Below are 19,500 nucleotides of genomic sequence, written 5' to 3' on the forward strand. Positions count from 1 at the left end.
CGCACTTTCTCGAGGTTCGGGACTACGGGAACCGCACGCGGGCGGCCCCGGCGGGCCGGGCGGGTGCCCGGCGGGACGTCACGCCGTCGGGCCGAGGCGTTGGGCCGCCATGGCGGAGGTGGCCGCCCGGTCCGGTTTGCGGGAGCGCCCCGACAGGGGGATGCGGGCGAAGAGGAGGGCGTCGGGGCGGGCCGTGCCCATCCGGTGCAGCGGGCCCGACAGGGCGCTGCGCAGGCCGTGTTCGTCCGCGCCGCGCCCCGGCTGTACGACGGCGACCAGCCGTTCGTCGCCGTCGCCCGCCGGGACCCCGACGAGCACGGCCAGTTCCACCCCTGGCACGTGCAGGGCCGGCTCGTACAGCCCCGGGTAGATGTTCTCCGCCCGGCGCAGCACCATGTCCTTGCACCTGCCCTCCAGGACGATCCGGCCCGTGCCGTCCAGCCGCGCCCGGTCGCCCGTGCGCACCCACGCTTCGGGTTCCTCGCCGAGGTAGCGGTCGCGGGCCGCGGCCCCGGTCAGCAGCAGCTGGCCGTCCGCGTCGGTCCGGGCCAGGACGCCCGGCAGCGGGGCGCCGACCAGGTCCCCCGGGCCCTCGAAGGCGGACTTCTCCCGTGCCTCGACCGCGGCGGCCGGGAAGAGCTCGGTGAGTGCGTACACCCCCCAGGCCCGGGCCGCGCCCGCCGCCCGTACCCGCTCCAGCAGCGCGGCGTCGGCCGGGGCCGAGCCCGTCCAGACCCGGCCGTGGAAACGGGCTCCGGCGTCCAGCGCGTCCCGCAGTCCGGGCGGGGTCAGATAGGTGTCCCGGGGGCGCAGCCGGTGGAGCTGGCGGGCCAGCACCTTCGGGTCGCGGGCCGGGAGCGCGACGGGGGCGCCGCAGGTCAGCGAGGGGACCAGGACGAAGAAGGTGCCCCCGAGCACGGGCTGGTCCGGAGCCGCGTCGAAGAGGGCGGCGACCGTGGCCATCCCGGCGGCCAGGCTCGACCGGGTGTGCACCACGGCGCGCGGCCGGGAGGTGGTCCCCGAGGTGAACACGATGACCGCGTCCCCGTCGTGGTCCCCGTGCACGGGCACCCCCGCCCGGGGGGCCGCCAGGTCCAGCGCGGGCGCGCAGCCCGGCAGCCGGGGTCCGACGGTGGCCACCGGGCCCAACTCGGCCAGGTCGGGCAGCGCGAGCCCGGCCCGGCGGGCCAGCGGCCGGGCCCAGCCGGCCACGGCCTGCGCGGCCGCGTCGGCCAGCACCAGCGCGGGCCGGGCCAGGGACAGCCGGGCGCGCAGCACGTCGGGCCCCGCCCCCGGGTCGAGCACGGCCCCGCGCAGCCCGAGCCGCCACAGGGCGAGCAGGACGGCCAGGGCCCGCGGGCCGGGCCGTACGGCGACCCCGACGGTGTCCCCGGCGCGCAGCCCGCGCGCGTGCAGGGCGGCGGCGAACGCGTCGGACAGCTCGGCGAGTTCCCCGCGGGTGGCCCGGACCCGGGGCGCGCCGGTCCGGGTGGCGGTGAGCACGGCGGGTTGTTCGGGGCGGCTGCGCAGCGCGTGGTCGAGGCGGTCGAGCATCAGCGGGGATCCGTTCCGTGCGTGCCGCTGCCCTGGTCCAGGTACCAGCGGGCGGTGCCCGCGATCCCGTAGGCCCGCAGGCGTCGCGTGGAGTTCTCCACGACCATCTCCCGGCAGTGCGCGATCCGGTCGGTGTGGCGGCGTACGGCGTTGAGGAAGAGCCGGTCGGTGGGGGAGGGGCGCCGGGGCATGCCGCCGACGGCCAGGTACAGCTCGGCGGTGATGGCCATGTTGTTGCCGGCGTGCATGCGGTACGGGGCCCGGAAGCCGTTGCGGCGCGCGTGGCCGGGCCGCAGCCGGCCGAACAGCGCGGCGAGCGCGACGAGCAGGCCGAAGCCGGCCCGGCCGAGCGGGCCGTGCTCGTCGCGCCGTGCGACGATCCGCCCGCACACCAGTCCGGGGCTCCGCGCGAGGGCGGTCCGCGCGGCGTGCGTCCAGCCGGGCCGGGGCAGGCAGTCGGCGTCCGTGCGGGCGAGCAGGGCGGCGCCGCGGCCGATCGCGTACCGGAAGCCGGTGTCGACGGCCGAGCCGACGCCCTTCTGCGGCTCCTCGATCACCTCGACCGGGAAGGGCGCGCGGGCCGCGAACTCCCGGGCGATCTCGGCCGTCCGGTCCGCCGAGGCGTTGTCGACGACGAGCAGGGTGAAGTCCCGGTCCCGCTGCTCGGCCAGGGCGCGCAGGGTCTGCGCGAGGCGGGCCTCCTCCTCGTGCGCGGGCACGACCACCCACAGGGACCGGTTCACGACTTCTCCCAGACCATCGTCATGATGCTGATGCCACCGCCGAGGCCGACGAACAACACCCGCTGCCCCGGCTCCAGTTCCGCGAACACCCGGTCCAGCTGGATCCCGATGCTCGCGCTCGCCACGTTGCCGAGCTCGGGCACGGTCACCACGAGCTTCCCGGCCGGCACTCCGGTCAGCTCCGCGAACCGCTCCAGGTACGGCACGGTCACCTGGTGCACCAGCACCTTGGCGAAGCCGTCCCAGTCCATCCCCGTCCGGTGCAGGGTCCGGTCGATGACGGCGGTGCCCACCTTCTCGAAGACGCCGCGCAGTTCGTGCCCGTCGCCGCGGAAGTAGGTGTACCCGTCCCCGCGCGGGTGGCGCGAACCGCCGCCCGGGATGCCGCCGACCTCCCAGTGCTCCGAGTGGGTCTCCGTGTCCACGTCGAGGATCCCGCCGCGCTCCACGGCCTCCACGACCACGGCGGCCCCCGCGTCTCCGAACGTGTACCCCGCGAAGCCGCTGCGGAACTCGGCGATGTCGGCGGGGTCCTTGCGCACCGCGCGGCTCGGCGTCTCCCCGGTGACCACCAGGGCCCGCCGGGCCCGCCCGGCCAGGATCATCGACCGGGCGAGGTCGATCCCGTTCACGAAGCTGTTGCAGGCGTTGGTGGCGTCCAGGGCGTGGGCCCGCGAGCCCAGTTCCGACTGCACGATGTGCGCGGTGGCGGGCTCGACCATGTCCCGGGAGGCGGAGGCGAAGAGCAGCAGGTCGATGTCGAGCGGGCCCAGCCCGGCCGCGTCCAGCGCCCGGCGGGCGGCGCCCACGGCGAGGGTGGAGGCGTACACCTCGGGGCCCGCGACGCGGCGGGAGACGATCCCGGTGGCCTGCCGCAGCAGCGTCGGCGGCAGCGTGAGGCCGCTGAGCCGGGCGACCTCCCGCTGGAGGGAGTCCGAGGAGAGCACCTCGGCGGGCAGCATGCTGCCGACGGCGGTTATCCCGGCGCGCGGCCTTCGGTCACTTGGCTGAAAGGGCATGCCCACACGATGACAAGCCGCCATCTCCCGGACCTGAGTACGGATGCTCAGATCGGTGCACGGGCCGGATGAGTATCCCCGTACGGGCGGGCCGACCTCGAAGTGGAGTGACTCCGGGGGCTGTTGCGCGGCGGGTGGTTCGCCTACCGTCTTCGCCAGACGCGCGGGCCGTCGGCGGTGACCACTGCCGTTCTCCGGCTGTACGGCCGGCTGTCAGGCAGGGATCTCCGTCCGGTACCCGGGGGGCGCTGTCCTTGGGGCGCCCCTCGCCTCCCCCTCCCCCCTCACCCGCAGAGGTCGTCACGCCATGGCAGAACTCAACCGCCGCAGGTTCCTGCAGATCGCGGGCGGCACCGCCGCGCTGACGATGCTGAACGACAGCATCGCGCGGGCCGCCGCCATCCAGGCCCAGGGCACCACCGGCACGATCCAGGACATCGAGCACGTCGTCGTCCTGATGCAGGAGAACCGGTCCTTCGACCACTACTTCGGGGCGATGAAGGGCGTCCGGGGCTTCGGCGACCCGAGGCCGGTCCTCCAGGACAACGGCAAGTCCGTGTTCCACCAGTCCAACGGGACCAAGGACATCCTCCCCTTCAACCCGCAGATCGCGGACCTCGGCATGCAGTTCCTCGAGGGCCTGAACCACGACTGGGCGGGCGGCCACCAGGCCTACAACAACGGCAAGTACGACAAGTGGGTCCCGGCCAAGACGGCCACGACGATGTCGTACATGACCCGGAACGACATACCGTTCCACTACGCCCTGGCCGACGCCTTCACCGTGTGCGACGCCTACCACTGCTCCTTCATCGGGGCCACCGACCCCAACCGCTACTACATGTGGACGGGTTACACCGGCAACGACGGAACCGGCGGCGGCCCCGTCCTCGGCAACCAGGAGCTGGGCTACGGCTGGAAGACCTACCCCGAGCGGCTGGAGGCGGCCGGGGTCTCCTGGAAGGTCTACCAGGACATCGGCGACGGCCTGAACGCGGCCGGCCACTGGGGCTGGATCGACGACGCCTTCCGCGGCAACTACGGCGACAACTCGCTGCTCTACTTCAACGCCTACCGCAACGCGCAGCCCGGCAGCCCCCTGTACGAGAAGGCCCGCACGGGCACCAACGTGAAGGCGGGCGGCGGGTACTTCGACGGGCTGCGCGCCGACGTCGCGGCCGGCACCCTGCCCGAGGTGTCCTGGATCGCGGCCCCCGAGGCGTTCAGCGAGCACTCCAACTGGCCGACGAACTTCGGCGCCTGGTACATCTCGCAGGTCCTGGACGCGCTGACGTCGAATCCGGCGGTGTGGGCGAAGACCGCCCTGTTCATCACCTACGACGAGAACGACGGCTTCTTCGACCACGTGGTGCCGCCGTACCCGCCGGCCTCCTCGGCCTGGGGCCTGTCCACCGCGAGCGTGACCGGCGACCTCTACAGCGGTGGCGGCGGCTACGCGGCCGGCCCCTACGGGCTCGGCCCGCGCGTCCCGATGATCGTGGTCTCGCCGTGGAGCAAGGGCGGCTACGTCTGCTCCGAGACCTTCGACCACACCTCGGTGATCCGCTTCATGGAGAAGCGCTTCGGGGTGCAGGAGCCCAACATCTCGCCGTGGCGCCGTGCGGTCTGCGGTGACCTGACCTCGGCGTTCGACTTCACCCGGGCGGACGCCGCGCCGGCCGCGCTGCCCTCCACGGCCGGGTACGTCCCGCCGGACAAGAACCGCCACCCGTCCTACCACCCCACCCCGCCGGCCACCGGCGCCCTGCCCCGGCAGGAGGCCGGGTCCAAGCCCACCCGCGCCCTGGGCTACAGCCCGTACGTGGACGGCGCCCGCACCACCTCCACCGGCAAGTTCACCCTGACCTTCGCCTCCGGCCCCACCCTCGGCGCCCACTTCCACAGCACCTCGGGCAACCGTACGGACGGCCCCTGGCCCTACACGGTCGAGGCGGGCAAGACCCTCTCGGACACCTGGAGCACCAGCAGCTCCACCGGCAACCAGATCAACCTCACCGTCTGGGGTCCGAACGGCTTCCTGCGCACCTGGAAGGGCCCGACGAAGACGGCCGGCCCCGAGGTCACGGCCCGCCACACGGCTTCCACCGGCAACCTGGCCCTCACCCTGACCAACCCCGGTACGGCCGCGGTCAGCCTCACGGTGACCAACGCCTACGGCGGCGCGGCCCAGACCATCGCGGTCAGTCCCGGCGCCACGGTCTCCCACACGGTGAACCTCGCCACGACGGCGCGCTGGTACGACGTCAAGGTCGTCTCCGACAAGGACGCCACCTTCCTGCGCCGCTTCGCCGGCCACGTGGAGACGAGTGCGCCGGGCCGCTCCGACCCGGCGATCAAGACCGTCTGACCGGGTCCCGCCCGCGTCGGCCGGCGGACCGGTGTGACGCGCGCCACCCCGGCAGGCCGCCGCCGAGGCGGGGTCTGCCGGGCGGGCCCGGGCCTCGGCGGGACAGGCCCTCGGCGGAACGGGGAAACGCCCGTGAGGGGTACGAGGAAACCTCGTACCCCTCACGGGACCCACAGGGTGAGTGACGGGACTTGAACCCGCGGCCACCTGGACCACAACCAGGTGCTCTACCAACTGAGCTACACCCACCACGAAGGGCGGCGGACCACCCGTTCGACGTGCATGCACAGCATAGCCGATCAGAGGGGTGCTCCCGCGACGCCTTATTCCGCGACGCCTTATTCCGCGGCGGCCGGGGCCGCGCGGGCGCCGGCCCGGCGCGGCCCCTACCCCCGCCGCGCGGCCCACGGCAGGATCACCCGCATGACCCGTGAACCCGCACCCTTCACGTCCGAGGACTACGCCGCCCGGATGGCCGCCGCCGCGCAGACGGCCGCCGACGCCGGACTGGCCGGGCTGCTGATCGCGCCCGGGCCCGACCTCACGCACCTCACCGGCTACCGCCCCACCGCCGAGACCGAGCGGCTCACCCTGCTGGTCCTGGCCACCGGGCAGGAGCCGGTGCTCGTGGTGCCCGCACTGGAGGCCCCCGACGCCGCCAAGGCCCCCGGCGCCGCCGCGCTGACCCTGCGGGACTGGGCCGACGGGAAGAACCCGTACGCGCTGAGCGCCCCGCTGCTGGACGCGGCCGGGCGCTTCGGGGTGAGCGACAACACCTGGGCCCTGCACCTCCTCGGACTGCAAAGGGAGTTGCCCGCCACCTCCTACGTGCCCCTCACCGACGCCCTGCCCATGCTGCGCGCGGTGAAGGACGAGCGGGAGCTGGAGCGCCTCGCCGCGGCGGGCGCCGCGGCCGACGCCGCCTACGCGCAGATCCTCCACGTCCCCTTCGCGGGCCGCCGGGAGACCGAGGTCGCCGAGGACCTGGCCGCGCTGCTGCGCACGCACGGCCACTCCCAGGTCGACTTCACCGTCGTCGGCTCCGGCCCCAACGGCGCCAACCCGCACCACGAGGCCGGTGAGCGGGTCATCCGGCACGGCGACATGATCGTCCTCGACTTCGGCGGCCTGCGGTACGGCTACGGCTCCGACATCTCCCGCACCGTGCACGTGGGCGAGCCGACCGCCGAGGAGCAGCGCGTCCACGACGTCGTCCGCGAGGCCCAGCGGGCCGGGGTGGCCGCGGTCCGGCCCGGCGTCTCCTGCCAGGAGGTGGACCGGGCCGCCCGCGCGGTGATCACCGAGTTCGGCTACGGCGACCGGTTCATCCACCGCACCGGCCACGGCATCGGCGTCACCACCCACGAGCCGCCGTACATGGTCGAGGGCGAGGAGCAGCCCATGGTCCCCGGCATGTGCTTCTCCGTGGAGCCGGGCATCTACCTGCCCGGCCGGTTCGGCGTCCGCATCGAGGACATCGTGACCGTCACCGAGGACGGCGGGCGCCGCCTCAACAACGCCCCGCGCGAGCTGGCGGTCGTCGAGTAGCGGCCCTCACGGCCCGAGGACGACCGCCGACTCGCCCGGCAGGTGGATCCGCCCGTCCGGGCCCGGGTGTTCGAGCGGCTCCCAAGCGGCCAGCACCCGCACCCCGTTGCGGCCCAGCGCGATGGTCACCGGCTCCGGGGACAGGTTCACCGCCACCCGTACGTCGCCCCGCCGGAAGGTGAGCCAGCGCCGCTCCTCGTCGTGCGCGACCCGGACCGCCGCCAGGTCCGGATCGCGCAGGTCCGGATGCGAGCGGCGCAGCGTGACGAGGGTGCGGTACCAGGCCAGCAGGCGGGCGTGGTCCGCCCGGTCCGGCTCGGCCCAGTCCAGGCAGGACCGGTCCCGGGTCGCGGGATCCTGCGGGTCGGGAATCTCTTCGGCCTTCCACCCGTGCGCCGCGAACTCCCGGCGCCGGCCGGCCCGCACGGCCTCGGCCAGCTCCGGGTCGGGGTGGTCGGTGAAGTACTGCCAGGGCGTGCCCGCACCCCACTCCTCGCCCATGAACAGCATCGGCACGAACGGCCCGGTCAGCGCGACCGTCGCGGCGCACGCCAGCAGCCCGGGGGAGAGCGAGGCGGCGAGCCGGTCGCCGAGCGCCCGGTTGCCGATCTGGTCGTGGGTCTGGGTGTAGCCGAGGAAGTGGTGCGCCGGGGTCCGGCGGCGGTCCACCGGGCGGCCGTGGCTGCGGCCGCGGAAGGAGGACCAGGTTCCGTCGTGGAAGAAGGCGCGGGTCAGGGTCTTGCCGAGGGCGGCCAGCGGGGCCCGGGCGAAATCGGCGTAGTACGCCTGGGACTCCCCGGTCAGCGCGCAGTGCAGGGCGTGGTGGAAGTCGTCGTTCCACTGGGCGTGCAGCCCCAGGCCCCCGTCGGCGCGCGGGGTGGTGGTGCGCGGGTCGCACCGGTCGGACTCGGCGATCAGGAACAGCGGGCGGCCGGTCTCGGCCGCCAGCTCGTCCACCGCGGCGGACAGCTCCTCCAGGAAGGTCAGCGCGCGGTCGTCGGCGAGCGCGTGCACGGCGTCCAGCCGCAGCCCGTCGATCCCGTAGTCGCGCAGCCAGGCCAGCGCGCTGCCCAGGAGGTAGGCGCGCACCTCGTCGGAGCCGGGCGCGTCCAGGTTCACCGCCGCGCCCCACGGGGTGTGGTGGGTGTCGGTGAAGTACGGGCCGAAGGCGGGCAGATGGTTGCCGGACGGGCCGAGGTGGTTGTGGACCACGTCCAGGACCACGCCCAGCCCGGCGGCGTGGGCCGCCGCCACGAACCGGGCCAGCCCGGCCGGGCCGCCGTACGGCTCGTGCACCGCCCAGGGGGCGACCCCGTCGTACCCCCAGCCGTGCCGTCCGGGGAAGGGGCAGACCGGCATCAGCTCCACGTGCGTGACCCCGAGCGCGGTGAGGTGGCCCAGGCGCGCGGCGGCGGCGTCGAAGGTGCCCTCGGGGGTGAAGGTGCCGATGTGCAGCTCGTACAGGACCGCGTCCTGGAGCGGGGTGCGCGGGGCCGCGGCCGCCGGCTCGGGGAGCGCCGTGAAGTCGACCACCGCCGACAGGCCGTCGGGGCCGTCCGGCAGCCGCCGGCCGCGCGGGTCGGGCCGCGGGTCCGGCCCGCCGTCGAGCAGGAACCCGTACCGGCTTCCGTCGGCGGCGGGGGCCCGGACGGTCCACCAGCCGGCGCGCTCCGGATCGCGTGCCATGTCGTACGTCGCGTCGTCGAGTCGCATGGCGACATGACCTGTCAGCGGTGCCCACACCTCGAACTGCACGGACGTTCCCCTCGTCTGCGGCGCTGTTCAGCATGCGTATCCTGCCCATCATTCCGGGCTCCGCGGGGGAGTTCTGGACACTCCGGCCCCGACGGGCCGACAATCACCCTGTGACGTCGAGTTTTGAGTTCCCCGCCTACCCGGTACCGCGGCTTTCGGATGCCGAGCGCGACCGGGCGCTGGGCCAGCTCAGGGAGGGTGCGGCCCTCGGGAAGCTGTCCCACGACACGTTCCTGCGCCGGATGGAACTCGCCCTGGTTGCCCGCCGTTCCGAGGACCTCGCCGTCCTCACCGCCGACCTCGAGACGAGGGAGGGGCCCGAAAGCCCCTGGACCCGTCGGCTGTTCGGCTGGGTCGGGCGGGTGTCCGCGGTCTCGGTCGGGGTGCGGCGCGCCTGGGCCGCGGAGAAACTGCCCAAGCTGCTGCTGCCGCACCCCGGCGCGGGCGGCCTGCGGATCGGCCGCGACCCCGGCAACGGGCTGCGGCTCAGCCACGAGACCGTCTCCCGGGCGCACGCGGAGCTGAGCCTGCGCGACGGGGTGTGGGTGCTCAAGGACCTCGGCTCCACCAACGGGACCACGGTCAACGGGCGCAGGGTCACCGGATCCGCGGTGGTCCGGGACGGCGACCAGGTCAGCTTCGGGAAGATGGCCTTCCGGTTGTCCTCGAGCTGAACCCGGCCCGCGGTCCGGCCGGGCCGTGGTGCAGGGTGGAGGGCATGGAACACATGCCTGTCGTGCGCCGCGCACGCGTCGGGGACCTGCCCCGCCTGGTCGAACTCATGCGGGAGCACATCGCGTACGAGAAGTCCGCGCCCCGGCCGCCGGACCTCGCCGAGCGGCTCGGGCCGCAGCTCTTCGCCGAGGACGCCCGGATGTGGGTGCTGCTCGCGCAGACGCCGGACGGCGGGGTCGCCGGATACGCCGCCTGCTCGGCGGAGTTCTCCTTCTGGGACGCGGGCCACTACCTCCACATGGACTGCCTGTACCTGGCCGAGGAGGCCCGCGGCCACGGGCTGGGCGCCGCCCTGGTGGACGGCGTGCGGGAGCTGGCCCGCGAGCTCGGCCTCGGGCAGGTCCAGTGGCAGACCCCCGACTGGAACGAGGGCGCGATCCGGTTCTACGACCGGCTCGGCGCCACGGGCCTGCCCAAGCGGCGGTACGGCCTGTCCGTGGACGCCGGTTAGGGCGCGATCAGGCGTTCGTACGCGGCCAGGACCGTACGGGACTGGTGCTCCACCTGGGTGGCGACCGGGACCCAGCGGGCCTGGAAGCGGGCCGCGAAGTCCTCGCACCACCCCGTGACCAGCCGGTCCAGCCCGGGCGCCGACGGATGGCCCTGGGTGCGCAGCACCCGCAGCAGCATCGCGGCGGCGCGCAGCGACAGGCGCCGACCGAAGGCGTCGATGCTCGCGACGTACGCCGAGGTGGCCTCGGTGGGGGCCCCGTCGCCGGTCCACTCGGCGGTGATCCGGGGGATCAGCGCGAGCGTCCAGTCCACCGCGCGCAGCAGGGGCGCGGCGGCCGGATCCTCGTACGGCAGCCGGCCGCGGCGGATCCCCTCCCGTACGGCGGCCACCCGCGCGGTGTCCTCGCCGAGCCGCGCGGCCAGCAGCCGCAGGGCGCCGCGCGGGTCGGGGTGCGGGGTGGGGTCGTCCACCAGGTCCGAGGCCCACATGGGGACTTCGACGATCGCGGTGGTGCCGGCGTAGCGGTGGGCGTGGTACCAGGTGCTGAGTCTGGTGTCCTCGGGGTGGAAGGCCCCGGCGGCCTCGCTCCCCGGCTGCGGGATCACGAAGATCCCGGGCCCGGGGGAGGGCCAGCCGGCGGCGTCCGAGGCCCCGTTCTCCACCGGGATGCGCAGCTCGGCGGCCGATTTGCCGAAGGGCTCGGCGAGGCCGGATATGTCCCGGGTGAGCTGCACCCAGGAGCCGCCGAGGTCGGTGGCGTGCAGCGAGACCTGGAGCACGGGCCGCAGCTCGTCGATGAGCGCGGTCAGGGCCAGGGTCTCGGGCGGCAGGCGGTCCGGGGGCAGTAAAGACGGCGCCCACTCGGGCTGTTCGGGGCCGGGGGGCCGGAAGAAGTGCCGGTGGTAGTCGAGCAGGGAGTACGGCCGGGGCGTGCGGTGCAGGTCGGCGCCGTCGGGATCGGCGCAGAGCAGGAAGTGCCAGCCGCAGCCGGTGCGCGGGCCGGGCTCGTGGAGGAGCCGGCGGGCGAGGGAGAGCACGGTGGCGCCGCCGACGGGTTCGTTGGCGTGGGCCCCGGCGACGACGAGGACGTCCCGGCGGGGGCGGCCGGTGGCCGCGAGGGAGAGCAGCCAGAGGGGCTGCCCGCCCCGGGAGCTACCGGCCTGGCGGAGCCGGGCCGAGGCGGGGTGTTCGTCCGCGAGGGCCCGGGCGGCCAGGGCGAGCTCGTGCGGTGTGGGGTAGCGCGTGTCGCGGAGGAGGGTCACAAGGGATGCCATGCCCGCCGGGCCCCACCCCTACTGCTGCGCAGCCCGCACAGTTCCCCCACCCAACCCGAACGACGGGCGCTCGGCCGAAGGACCGGGGCCCTGCCCCGCCCCCCGCGCCTCAAACGCCGGCGGGGCTGAACAGATCGGGGCTCGGCCCCGGCCCCCGCGCCTCAAACGCCGGCGAGGCTGAACAGATCGGGGCTCCGCCCCGCCCCCCGCGCCTCAAACGCCGGCGGGGCTGAACAGATCGGGGCTCCGCCCCGCCCCCCGCGCCTCAAACGCCGGCGAGGCTGGATGTGGCCCCTGCCGCCTGCCAAGTGCGGCTGGCGTTAGCCGCAGGCGCCCGCCGAGCGCGGCGGGATCGCCCGCAGGGGGCAACCCGGCAAGCTGACCTTGACCACACCTGCTGGATCGCCCGAAGGGGCACCTCGCACGGCGGCGGGGGCAACATCCAGCCTCGCCGGCGTTTGAGGCGCGGGGTCCGGGGCGGAGCCCCGGGTCTTTGACCCGCACCCTGCCCCGGTGCGTCGGGACACTCCAGCCTCGCCGGCGTTTGAGGCGCGGGGGCCGGGGCGGAGCCCCGGGTCTTTGACCCGCACTTGGTCCCGGTGCGTCGGGACACTCCAGCCTCGCCGGGGTTTGGGGCGCGGGGGCGAGGCGGAGCCCCGGGTCTTTGACCCGCACCCGGTCCCGGTGCGTTGCCGGGCTCCGCCCCGTTCGGGGGCCTGGGGCGGAGCACCGGTCGGGTCAGGGGGTGCGGAGGAGGAGGCGGGTGGGGGAGTGGGGGAGGAGGGCGGCGAGGGGGGTCTCGGCCTCGTGCTCGGTGCCGTCCGGCAGCCCGGCCCAGCGCCCCGGCGGCAGGACCAGCACCGTGTCGCGCCAGCCACCGGCCCCGGCCAGCCGGTGGGCGAACCGCGTGGCCACCACCACCAGGCCCGGGGAGCGGGTGAAGGCCAGGCAGTGGTCCGCCGCCGGCCCCCGCGCCGCCAGCGGGGCGTACCCGCTGAACAGCTCCGGCCGGTCCCGCCGCAACCGCAGCACCGCGGCCGTGAGCGCCAGTTTCTCCTCGGCGAGCCCCTCAGGGCCGGCCCCCGCGTCCAGCCGGGCCAGCGCCTCCCGCGGGAAACGGGCCGGGCGCCGGTTGTCCGGATCGACCAGGGCCCGGTACTCCGTCTCGGAGCCCTGGTACACCTCTGGCACCCCCGGCATCGCCAATTGCAGCAGCGCCATGCCCAGCACATTGGCGCGGGCCGCCTCCGCCAGCTCCGGCGGCAGGTCGAGCGGTCCGGGCGCGTACCCCGCCACCGCGGCCTCGTACGCCTCGTCCGGCTCCGTCCAGCTGGTCCGCAGGCCCGCCTCCCGGACCCCCTTGAGCAGCGCCTCGGCCAGCCGGGGCACGGCCTGCGGCGCCCGGCCCAGCCCCAGCGCGGTCTGCCGGGCCGTCCACGCCAGTGCCGGGTCCGCCCCGGCCGCCGCGGCCCCGTCCATCGGCCCCGGCGCCTGCGACAGCACCGAGATCCTGGCCCGGACGTCCGCGCTGCGCTTGGTGTCGTGGGTGGACAGGACCGTCCCGGACCGGGGCCAGTCCCGCTCCAGCCGGTCGCAGTACGTGTGGAACTCCGCTGCGGAGACCGCCGGCCGGCCCGGATCCCCGCCGACCTCGGTGGCCGACAGCAGCGGCGCGTACCGGTAGAAGGCCCGGTCCTCCAGGGACTTGGCCCGCAGCGCGGCCGAGGTCTGCGCGAAGCGGGCCGCGAAGGCGGGATCGTGCAGCAGCAGCTCCCGTACGCCGGCCACCGCGCCGGGACCGGCGGCCGCGGCCGCCCGCTCCACGGCCCGCGGATCCGGTTCGGGATCGCCGGGGTAGGGCCGGTAGACCGGATAGGCGATCAGCAACTCCCGCACCGCCGAAGCCAGTTCCGGTCCGGCCCGGCGTTCCAGCGCACCCAGCTCGGCGGCCAGGTCGCCGGTCAGCACCTCCCGCGCGCACGCCTCCGCGATCCGCTCCCACGCCGGTGCCGCGGTGGACTCGCCGAACCGGCGGGCCAGTTCGGCCGCGCCGTCCGGGTCGGTGAACACCCCGTCCACCCGGTGCAGCGCGTCGTAGCCGGTGGTGCCCGCCACCGGCCAGGCGGGCGGCAGCCGTTCGTCCCGGGCCAGGATCTTCTCCACCACCACCCAGCAGTGCGGCCCCGCCGCCGCCCGCAGCCGCCGCAGGTAGCCCTCCGGGTCCGCCAGCCCGTCCACGTGGTCGATCCGCAGCCCCTCCACCACCCCGTCCCGGACCAGCTCCAGGATCTTGGCGTGGGTGGCCGTGAACACCTCCGGGTCCTCCACCCGGACCCCGATCAGCTCCGAAATGGTGAAGAAGCGGCGGTAGTTGAGTCCGGTGCGGGCCTCGCGCCACCAGGCCGGCCGGTACCACTGCGCGGCCAGCAGCTCGGGCAGCTCCAGCCCCGCGGTCCCCTCCCGCAGCGGGAACTCCTGCTCCCCGTAGCGCAGTACGTCCCCGTCGGCCGTCAGCTCGCAGGACTCCGCCGGACCGGCCAGCACCGGCAGCAGCACCTGCCCGCCGCCCGCCTCCCAGTCGATGTCGAACCAGCGGGCGAACGGCGAGGACGGCCCCTCGCGCAGCACCTCCCACAGCGGCCGGTTCAGCCGCAGCGGCGCCGGCACCGCCATGTGGTTCGGCACGATGTCGAGCACCAGGCCCAGCCCGTGCGCCCGGGCGGCGGTGGCCAGTGACCGCAGGCCCGGCTCGCCGCCGAGCTCCGCGCGCACCCGGGAGTGGTCGGTGACGTCGTACCCGTGCGCCGAACCGGGCGCCGCCTCCAGGACCGGCGACAGGTGCAGGTGGGACACGCCCAGCGAGGAGAGGTACGGAACGGCTGCCTCGGCCGCCGCGAAGGGGAACTCGGGACGCAGCTGGAGACGGTAGGTCGACGCCGGAGTGACAGGTGTCGGAACATCAGATTCCGATGGGATGGGTGTCCGCGGCAGGCTCATGAGAACGTACGTACCCAGCCTGCCGGATTCCGTGCCATTACCCAATGCATACGAGTGACTGCATCGGGTTAGCGTTGCTCAAGTGGTTGGAACCGTCAACACCTATCGAAGAGTCATCGCCCTGACCGGGCCCCTTCTCCCCTTCGTCTCCTTCTTCGCCCGACTGCCCGTCGCGATGTCCCAGTTCGGCAGCGTGGTGCTGGTCGCCCAGACCAGCGGCTCGATCGCCACCGGCGCCGTCGTCGGCGGCACCCTCTCGGCCGGGCAGGTGGTCTTCGGACCCGTCCTCGGCCGGCTCGCCGACCGGCACGGCCAGCGGCCCGTCGTACTGACCGCCGCCGCGGTCAACGCCGTCGCGACCGCCGCCCTGGTGGCCGGGGCCCTCGGCCACCTCGCCACCCTCCCGCTCGCCGCCGTCGGAGCCGTCGCGGGCGCCTCCATCCCGCTGATCGGGCCGCTCGCCCGGACCCGATCCGTGGCCCTCGCCCACCGCGCCAAGTCCGACGAGGGCGTGGTCGGCGCCGTGCACTCGCTCGAAGGCACCCTGGACGAGGTCTCCTTCGTCCTCGGCCCCGCCTTCGTCGGGCTCGCCTCGATCGTCGCGCACCCCGCGGTCGCCCTCGGCGGGGCGGCCGTCCTCGTCGCCGTCTTCGGCACCGCCTTCGCACTGCACCCGACCGCCGCCGTCACGGCCGGGCGCCCCGCGCGGCCCCGCGGCAAGGACCGCCGGGAGCGCCGCGAGCCCCGGGTCCGCCAGCCGCGCGTGGTCCACGCGGTCCGCGGCTCCCTCGCCCTCCAGGGCGCCATGTTCGGCGCCTGCCAGGCCGGGATCGCCGCCCTCACCCTGCGGCTGGGCGTCCCCGAGCAGGCCGCCGTGGTGTACGCGGCCATGGGCGTCGTCAGCGCCGTCGTCGGCATCTCGCTCGGCGCGCTGCCCGCCCGCTTCGGGCTGCGGCTGCGCTGGCGGGTGGCCACGGCGGCCGCGCTGGTGTTCTCCGTGCCGCTGCTGTTCACCGGCACCCTGTGGCCGCTGTACCTGGTCGTCACCGTGCTCGGCGCGGCCTACGCCCCGCACCTGATCACCGCGTTCGCCCTCACCGAGCGGGTGGTGGAGCCCGCCCGGCTCGCCGAGTCGATGGCCTTCGCCGCCAGCGCCCTGGTCGCCGGGCAGGCCCTCGCGCTGCCGCTCTCCGGGCGGCTCGCCGAGTCCTACGGGCCCGCCGCGGCCTTCGCCGTGGCCGTGGGGGCCGCCGCGCTGTGCCTGACCCTCGCCCTGCTCACCCGGGTGCCGGCCGCCCGTACCCACGGCACGGTCTTCATCCCGGCCCGGCAGGCCGGCACCCCGTCCGTGGGCGAGAGCTCCGCCTACGCCGGGCGCTGAAGCACCACCAGACACCGTCCCGTCAGCGCCACCCGGTCCCCGGCCGCGAACTGCGGCCCGGTGCCGGGTGGCAGTACGTCCGGCCGCGCCGTGTCCACGACCAGCCGCCACTGCGCCCCGTGCCCCGCCGGGACGGTGAACTCCTGTGGATCGGCGCCCGCGTTGAACATCAGCAGGAACGAGTCGTCGGTGATCCGCTCCCCGCGGGTCCCCGGCTCGGAGATTGCCTCCCCGTTCAGGAACACCGTCAGCGCCCGCGCGTGCTGCGCCTGCCAGTCGCGGGCCCGCATCTCCTCTCCGTGCGGGGTGAACCAGGCGATGTCGGAGAGCTCGTCGTGGGTCCCCTCCACCGGCCGCCCGTGGAAGAACCGGCGCCGCCGGAACACCGGGTGGTCGCGGCGCAGCCACACCATCCGCCGGGTGAACTCCAGCAGCGAGGGCGCCGGTTTGCCGGGCTCCGGCCAGCCCACCCAGGACAGTTCGTTGTCCTGGCAGTAGGCGTTGTTGTTGCCGCCCTGCGTGCGGCCGAACTCGTCGCCGTGGCTGAGCATCGGCACGCCCTGGGACAGCATCAGCGTGGCCGTGAAGTTGCGCATCTGCCGCTCGCGCAGCTCCAGCACCTCCGGGTCCTCCGTCGGCCCCTCCACCCCGCAGTTCCAGGACCGGTTGTGGGTCTCGCCGTCCCGGTTGCCCTCCCGGTTGGCCTCGTTGTGCTTCTCGTTGTAGGAGACGAGGTCGTGCAGGGTGAAACCGTCGTGGCAGGTGGTGAAGTTGATCGAGGCCAGCGGGCGCCGCCCGTCGTCCTGGTAGAGGTCCGAGGAGCCGGTGAGCCGGCCCGCGAACTCCGCCAGCGTGCGCGGCTGCCCCCGCCACAAGTCCCGTACGGTGTCCCGGTACTTGCCGTTCCACTCGGTCCACAGCGGCGGGAAGTTGCCCACCTGGTAGCCGCCCTCGCCCAGGTCCCAGGGCTCGGCGATCAGCTTCACCTGGCTCACCACCGGATCCTGCTGGACCAGGTCGAAGAACGAGGACAGCCGGTCCACCTCGTGGAACTGGCGGGCCAGCGTCGCCGCCAGGTCGAAGCGGAAGCCGTCCACGTGCATCTCGGTGACCCAGTACCGCAGCGAGTCCATGATCAGCTGGAGCACGTGCGGGGAGCGCATCAGGAGCGAGTTCCCGGTGCCGGTGGTGTCCATGTAGTGGCGCGGGTCCTCGGCCAGCCGGTAGTACGAGGCGTTGTCCAGCCCGCGGAAGGACAGCGTCGGACCCAGGTGGTTGCCCTCGGCCGTGTGGTTGTAGACCACGTCCAGGATCACCTCGATGCCCGCCTCGTGCAGGGCCCGCACCGCCGACTTGAACTCCAGCACCTGCTGGCCGCGGTCACCCGAGGCGTAGCCGTTGTGCGGGGCGAAGAAGCCGATGGTGTTGTAGCCCCAGTAGTTGCTCAGCCCGTCGTTGACCAGCCGGTGGTCGTTGACGAACTGGTGCACCGGCATCAGCTCCAGCGCCGTCACCCCGAGCTTGGTCAGGTGCCCGATGACCGCCGGGTGCGCGAGCGCCCCGTACGTGCCGCGCAGCTCCTCGGGGAGGTCGGGGTGGTGCATCGTCAGACCCTTGACGTGGGCCTCGTACAGCACGGTGTGGTGGTACTCGTGACGCGGCGGCCGGTCGTTGGCCCAGTCGAAGTACGGGTTCACCACGACGGAGCTCATGGTGTGCGGGGCGGAGTCCAGGTCGTTGCGGGAGTCGGGCCGGCCGAAGTGGTAGCCGTACACCGCCTCGTTCCAGCTCACCTGGCCGCTGATGGCCCGCGCGTACGGGTCCAGCAGCAGCTTCGCCGCATTGCAGCGCCGGCCGCGGTCGGGCTCGTAGGGGCCGTGGACGCGGAACCCGTAGCGCTGGCCCGGCATGACCCCCGGCAGGTAGGCGTGCCGGACGAAGGCGTCCGTCTCGCGCAGTTCCACGGCGGTCTCGGAGCCGTCGTCGTGCAGGAGGCACAGCTCGATGCGTCGGGCGGCCTCCGAGTAGACCGCGAAATTGGTGCCGGCGCCGTCGTACGTGGCACCGAGCGGATACGCCTGTCCCGGCCAGACCTGCATAGATAACGACTCTTCCCATCCTGCTCCGGCTGATCCGGCTGGACCGCGTCACTGCCAGATCTTCCCCGAAAGAGGGTCCTCACGCGCGGACTTGGGTTGCTCTCTACGGGTGACCCGCAGAGCTGATAGGCGGGTCGGACGACTGTGTGGGCATCGGATAATGGGTCAACGGGCAGCCGGTGTACGGGCCATCGGGCTGCACCGGGCCGCGCGCGCGGAGTACCCTTCCGTGATCACTGGAGACGGGCGTCCAGACGCAGAAGGCGGTGCACGGGTGAGCTCGGGAGGTCTGGAGCTGCCCCCTGGTGACAGCGGTCACGAGGGCGGCCCCGCGGACGCACCGTCGGCGGGGGTCGTGACCGGGGCGGTGTCGCTGGCCCCGAAGGCCGCCGACAGCGCCCGGGCCGGCGCCGAGCTGGACTGGGGCGCGGAGGCCTGGAGCGAGGTCCGTACGCGGGCGCAACGCGCGGGCCGTGCGTACATCTGGCTGAACTTGATCGAACAGCGGCTGCGGTCGGTGGTCGGAGCGGTGCTGCGGCCGATCTACGAGCCCGTGCACGGCGGGGACGACTGGGTGGTCGCGGCGGCCGGGCCCGCCGGGCAGGAGTGGGTGCAGCGGGCGGTCGCCGTGCGCGAGGTCAGCCGGCGCAAGGGCTACCTGCTCGACTCGGCCGACGACAACGTGCTGAGCTTCCTGACGCTGCCGCAGCTGCGCGAGCTGATGGTCCAGCACTGGCCCTGCTTCGAGCCGTACTTCGACGACCGGCGCGAGATCGAGCTCGCCCTGGACGAACTGGAGGTCACCCGCAACGTGGTCTCACGCAACCGGGCGCTGTCGCGCGCGGTGCTGGAGCAGGCGGAACGGGCCTCGGCGCGGCTGCTGGAGGTGCTGGGCGGCGGCGCGGGCAGCCCGTCGGCGGACCGGCTGCCGATCGACGCCGTCGAGGACCTGGTGGGCGACCGGTACGCGGACGTCATCTCGGTCCACCCGGACCGGGTGCGCCTGCAGCGCCAGCTGCCCGCGGAGGACCTGTTCGGCGGGGCGCGGCGGCTCGACGCCATCGGCATAGGCCTCAACCTGCTGGTCCAGAACTTCTCGGGCCGAAGACTCGTCCGGCTCACCGAGGCCGGCTGCCGGGTGCGGCTGCTGTTCCTGAACCCGGCGAGCAGCGCGGTCAAGCGCCGCGAGCGCGAGCTGGGGCTGCGCAAGGGCGAGCTGAGCCGCTCGGTGGAGATGAACATCCTGCACGTCCGCCGGGTCCGGGCGGGCCTGCGGGACCCGTCGCGGTTCGAGATCCACGTCTTCGACGAGACCCCGCGCTTCACCGCCTACCTGGTGGAGGGCCAGTCCTCGGGGATCGCGGTCGTCCAGTCGTACCTGCGCCGGGCCCGCGGCATGGAGTCCCCCGTCCTGGTCCTGCGCGGCGGCGGCCGCGGGGTGCCCAAGGACGCCGACCACGGGCTGTTCACGACGTACCGCGAGGAATTCGAATCGGTGTGGGAGGACTCCCGGCCGGTGTCGTGACGCCGTCCCCGCGCGGTGCCCCCGGCGGCCGGCCTGTCAGTGGCCCGT

General features: G+C 74.4%; 13 protein-coding genes and 1 tRNA gene. 6 read left to right on the top strand and 8 right to left on the bottom strand.

Annotated elements, in window-relative coordinates:
- Nucleotides 1-78: 78 nt before the first annotated feature.
- From ACFWP3_RS15010 to ACFWP3_RS15020, 3 genes are read right to left on the bottom strand one after another with little or no spacing between them, the layout of a single operon-like run.
- On the bottom strand, nucleotides 79-1,554 hold the full coding sequence (locus ACFWP3_RS15010; protein WP_384220527.1) for a class I adenylate-forming enzyme family protein: 1,476 nt from the start codon (nucleotides 1,552-1,554) through the stop codon (nucleotides 79-81).
- On the bottom strand, nucleotides 1,554-2,297 hold the full coding sequence (locus ACFWP3_RS15015; RefSeq protein WP_384220529.1) for a glycosyltransferase family A protein: 744 nt from the start codon (nucleotides 2,295-2,297) through the stop codon (nucleotides 1,554-1,556). Before ACFWP3_RS15015 ends, ACFWP3_RS15010 begins: the two co-directional genes overlap by 1 nt.
- Nucleotides 2,294-3,316, bottom strand: coding sequence for a 3-oxoacyl-ACP synthase III family protein (locus tag ACFWP3_RS15020; RefSeq protein ID WP_384220531.1), 1,023 nt, complete (start codon nucleotides 3,314-3,316; stop codon nucleotides 2,294-2,296). The genes ACFWP3_RS15015 and ACFWP3_RS15020 overlap by 4 nt, the downstream gene beginning before the upstream one ends.
- Nucleotides 3,317-3,623: 307 nt before the next feature.
- Here ACFWP3_RS15020 and ACFWP3_RS15025 point away from each other — a divergent pair, with 307 nt between their 5' ends.
- Nucleotides 3,624-5,684: a phosphocholine-specific phospholipase C gene (locus tag ACFWP3_RS15025; protein WP_384220533.1), complete on the top strand. Its 2,061-nt coding sequence runs from the start codon at nucleotides 3,624-3,626 to the stop codon at nucleotides 5,682-5,684.
- Between the two features lie 176 nt (nucleotides 5,685-5,860).
- Here the strand turns inward: ACFWP3_RS15025 and ACFWP3_RS15030 are convergent.
- Nucleotides 5,861-5,933: transfer RNA gene (locus tag ACFWP3_RS15030), tRNA-His, on the bottom strand.
- Between the two features lie 174 nt (nucleotides 5,934-6,107).
- On the opposite strand from ACFWP3_RS15030, the gene ACFWP3_RS15035 reads away from it, so the two are divergent.
- Nucleotides 6,108-7,232 carry a M24 family metallopeptidase gene (locus ACFWP3_RS15035; protein ID WP_384220535.1) on the top strand — a complete coding sequence of 375 codons (1,125 nt, stop codon included), beginning with the start codon at nucleotides 6,108-6,110 and terminating at the stop codon, nucleotides 7,230-7,232.
- Nucleotides 7,233-7,238: 6 nt separating this feature from the next.
- Here the strand turns inward: ACFWP3_RS15035 and treZ are convergent, their stop codons facing one another.
- A complete protein-coding gene (gene treZ, locus ACFWP3_RS15040; RefSeq protein WP_384220537.1) occupies nucleotides 7,239-8,987 on the bottom strand; it encodes a malto-oligosyltrehalose trehalohydrolase in 1,749 nt (582 codons plus the stop codon).
- A 110-nt stretch (nucleotides 8,988-9,097) separates the two neighbouring features.
- On the opposite strand from treZ, the gene ACFWP3_RS15045 reads away from it, so the two are divergent.
- On the top strand, nucleotides 9,098-9,661 hold the full coding sequence (locus tag ACFWP3_RS15045; RefSeq protein WP_384220539.1) for a DUF1707 and FHA domain-containing protein: 564 nt from the start codon (nucleotides 9,098-9,100) through the stop codon (nucleotides 9,659-9,661).
- A 44-nt stretch (nucleotides 9,662-9,705) separates the two neighbouring features.
- Entirely contained in the window at nucleotides 9,706-10,173 is a 468-nt protein-coding gene (locus ACFWP3_RS15050) for a GNAT family N-acetyltransferase (RefSeq protein ID WP_384220541.1), read from the top strand.
- On the opposite strand, the gene ACFWP3_RS15055 is transcribed toward ACFWP3_RS15050, so the two are convergent.
- Both ACFWP3_RS15055 and treY read right to left on the bottom strand, forming a co-directional pair.
- The gene (locus ACFWP3_RS15055; RefSeq protein WP_384220581.1) at nucleotides 10,170-11,438 is read right to left on the bottom strand and encodes a M14 family zinc carboxypeptidase; all 1,269 of its coding nucleotides are present in this window, start codon (nucleotides 11,436-11,438) and stop codon (nucleotides 10,170-10,172) included. The genes ACFWP3_RS15050 and ACFWP3_RS15055 overlap by 4 nt on opposite strands.
- 750 nt (nucleotides 11,439-12,188) lie before the next feature.
- Nucleotides 12,189-14,447, bottom strand: coding sequence for a malto-oligosyltrehalose synthase (gene treY, locus ACFWP3_RS15060; RefSeq protein ID WP_384220543.1), 2,259 nt, complete (start codon nucleotides 14,445-14,447; stop codon nucleotides 12,189-12,191).
- An 82-nt stretch (nucleotides 14,448-14,529) separates the two neighbouring features.
- Here treY and ACFWP3_RS15065 point away from each other — a divergent pair, with 82 nt between their 5' ends.
- Entirely contained in the window at nucleotides 14,530-15,828 is a 1,299-nt protein-coding gene (locus ACFWP3_RS15065; protein WP_384220545.1) for an MFS transporter, read from the top strand.
- Here ACFWP3_RS15065 and glgX read toward each other — a convergent pair.
- Nucleotides 15,813-17,927 (bottom strand): glycogen debranching protein GlgX, encoded by a 2,115-nt coding sequence (glgX, locus tag ACFWP3_RS15070; RefSeq protein WP_384220547.1) that lies wholly within the window; start codon nucleotides 17,925-17,927, stop codon nucleotides 15,813-15,815. The two genes, ACFWP3_RS15065 and glgX, sit on opposite strands and share 16 nt — an antisense overlap.
- A gap of 274 nt (nucleotides 17,928-18,201) precedes the next feature.
- On the opposite strand from glgX, the gene ACFWP3_RS15075 reads away from it, so the two are divergent.
- A complete protein-coding gene (locus tag ACFWP3_RS15075) occupies nucleotides 18,202-19,452 on the top strand; it encodes an SAV2148 family HEPN domain-containing protein (protein ID WP_384220549.1) in 1,251 nt (416 codons plus the stop codon).
- The last annotated feature ends 48 nt before the right edge of the window (nucleotides 19,453-19,500 follow it).

Origin of the sequence: Streptomyces sp. NPDC058525, from assembly GCF_042719495.1 — a bacterium.
Classification (GTDB): domain Bacteria; phylum Actinomycetota; class Actinomycetes; order Streptomycetales; family Streptomycetaceae; genus Streptomyces.

Excerpts from the sequence above, each read along its gene's own strand:
- ACFWP3_RS15010 (WP_384220527.1), bottom strand. The coding sequence starts at position 1,554 with ATGCTCGACCGCCTCGACCACGCGCTGCGCAGCCGCCCCGAACAACCC.
- ACFWP3_RS15020 (WP_384220531.1), bottom strand. The coding sequence starts at position 3,316 with ATGCCCTTTCAGCCAAGTGACCGAAGGCCGCGCGCCGGGATAACCGCC.
- ACFWP3_RS15025 (WP_384220533.1), top strand. The coding sequence starts at position 3,624 with ATGGCAGAACTCAACCGCCGCAGGTTCCTGCAGATCGCGGGCGGCACC.
- ACFWP3_RS15035 (WP_384220535.1), top strand. The coding sequence starts at position 6,108 with ATGACCCGTGAACCCGCACCCTTCACGTCCGAGGACTACGCCGCCCGG.
- ACFWP3_RS15050 (WP_384220541.1), top strand. The coding sequence starts at position 9,706 with ATGGAACACATGCCTGTCGTGCGCCGCGCACGCGTCGGGGACCTGCCC.
- treY (WP_384220543.1), bottom strand. The coding sequence starts at position 14,447 with ATGAGCCTGCCGCGGACACCCATCCCATCGGAATCTGATGTTCCGACA.
- glgX (WP_384220547.1), bottom strand. The coding sequence starts at position 17,927 with ATGCAGGTCTGGCCGGGACAGGCGTATCCGCTCGGTGCCACGTACGAC.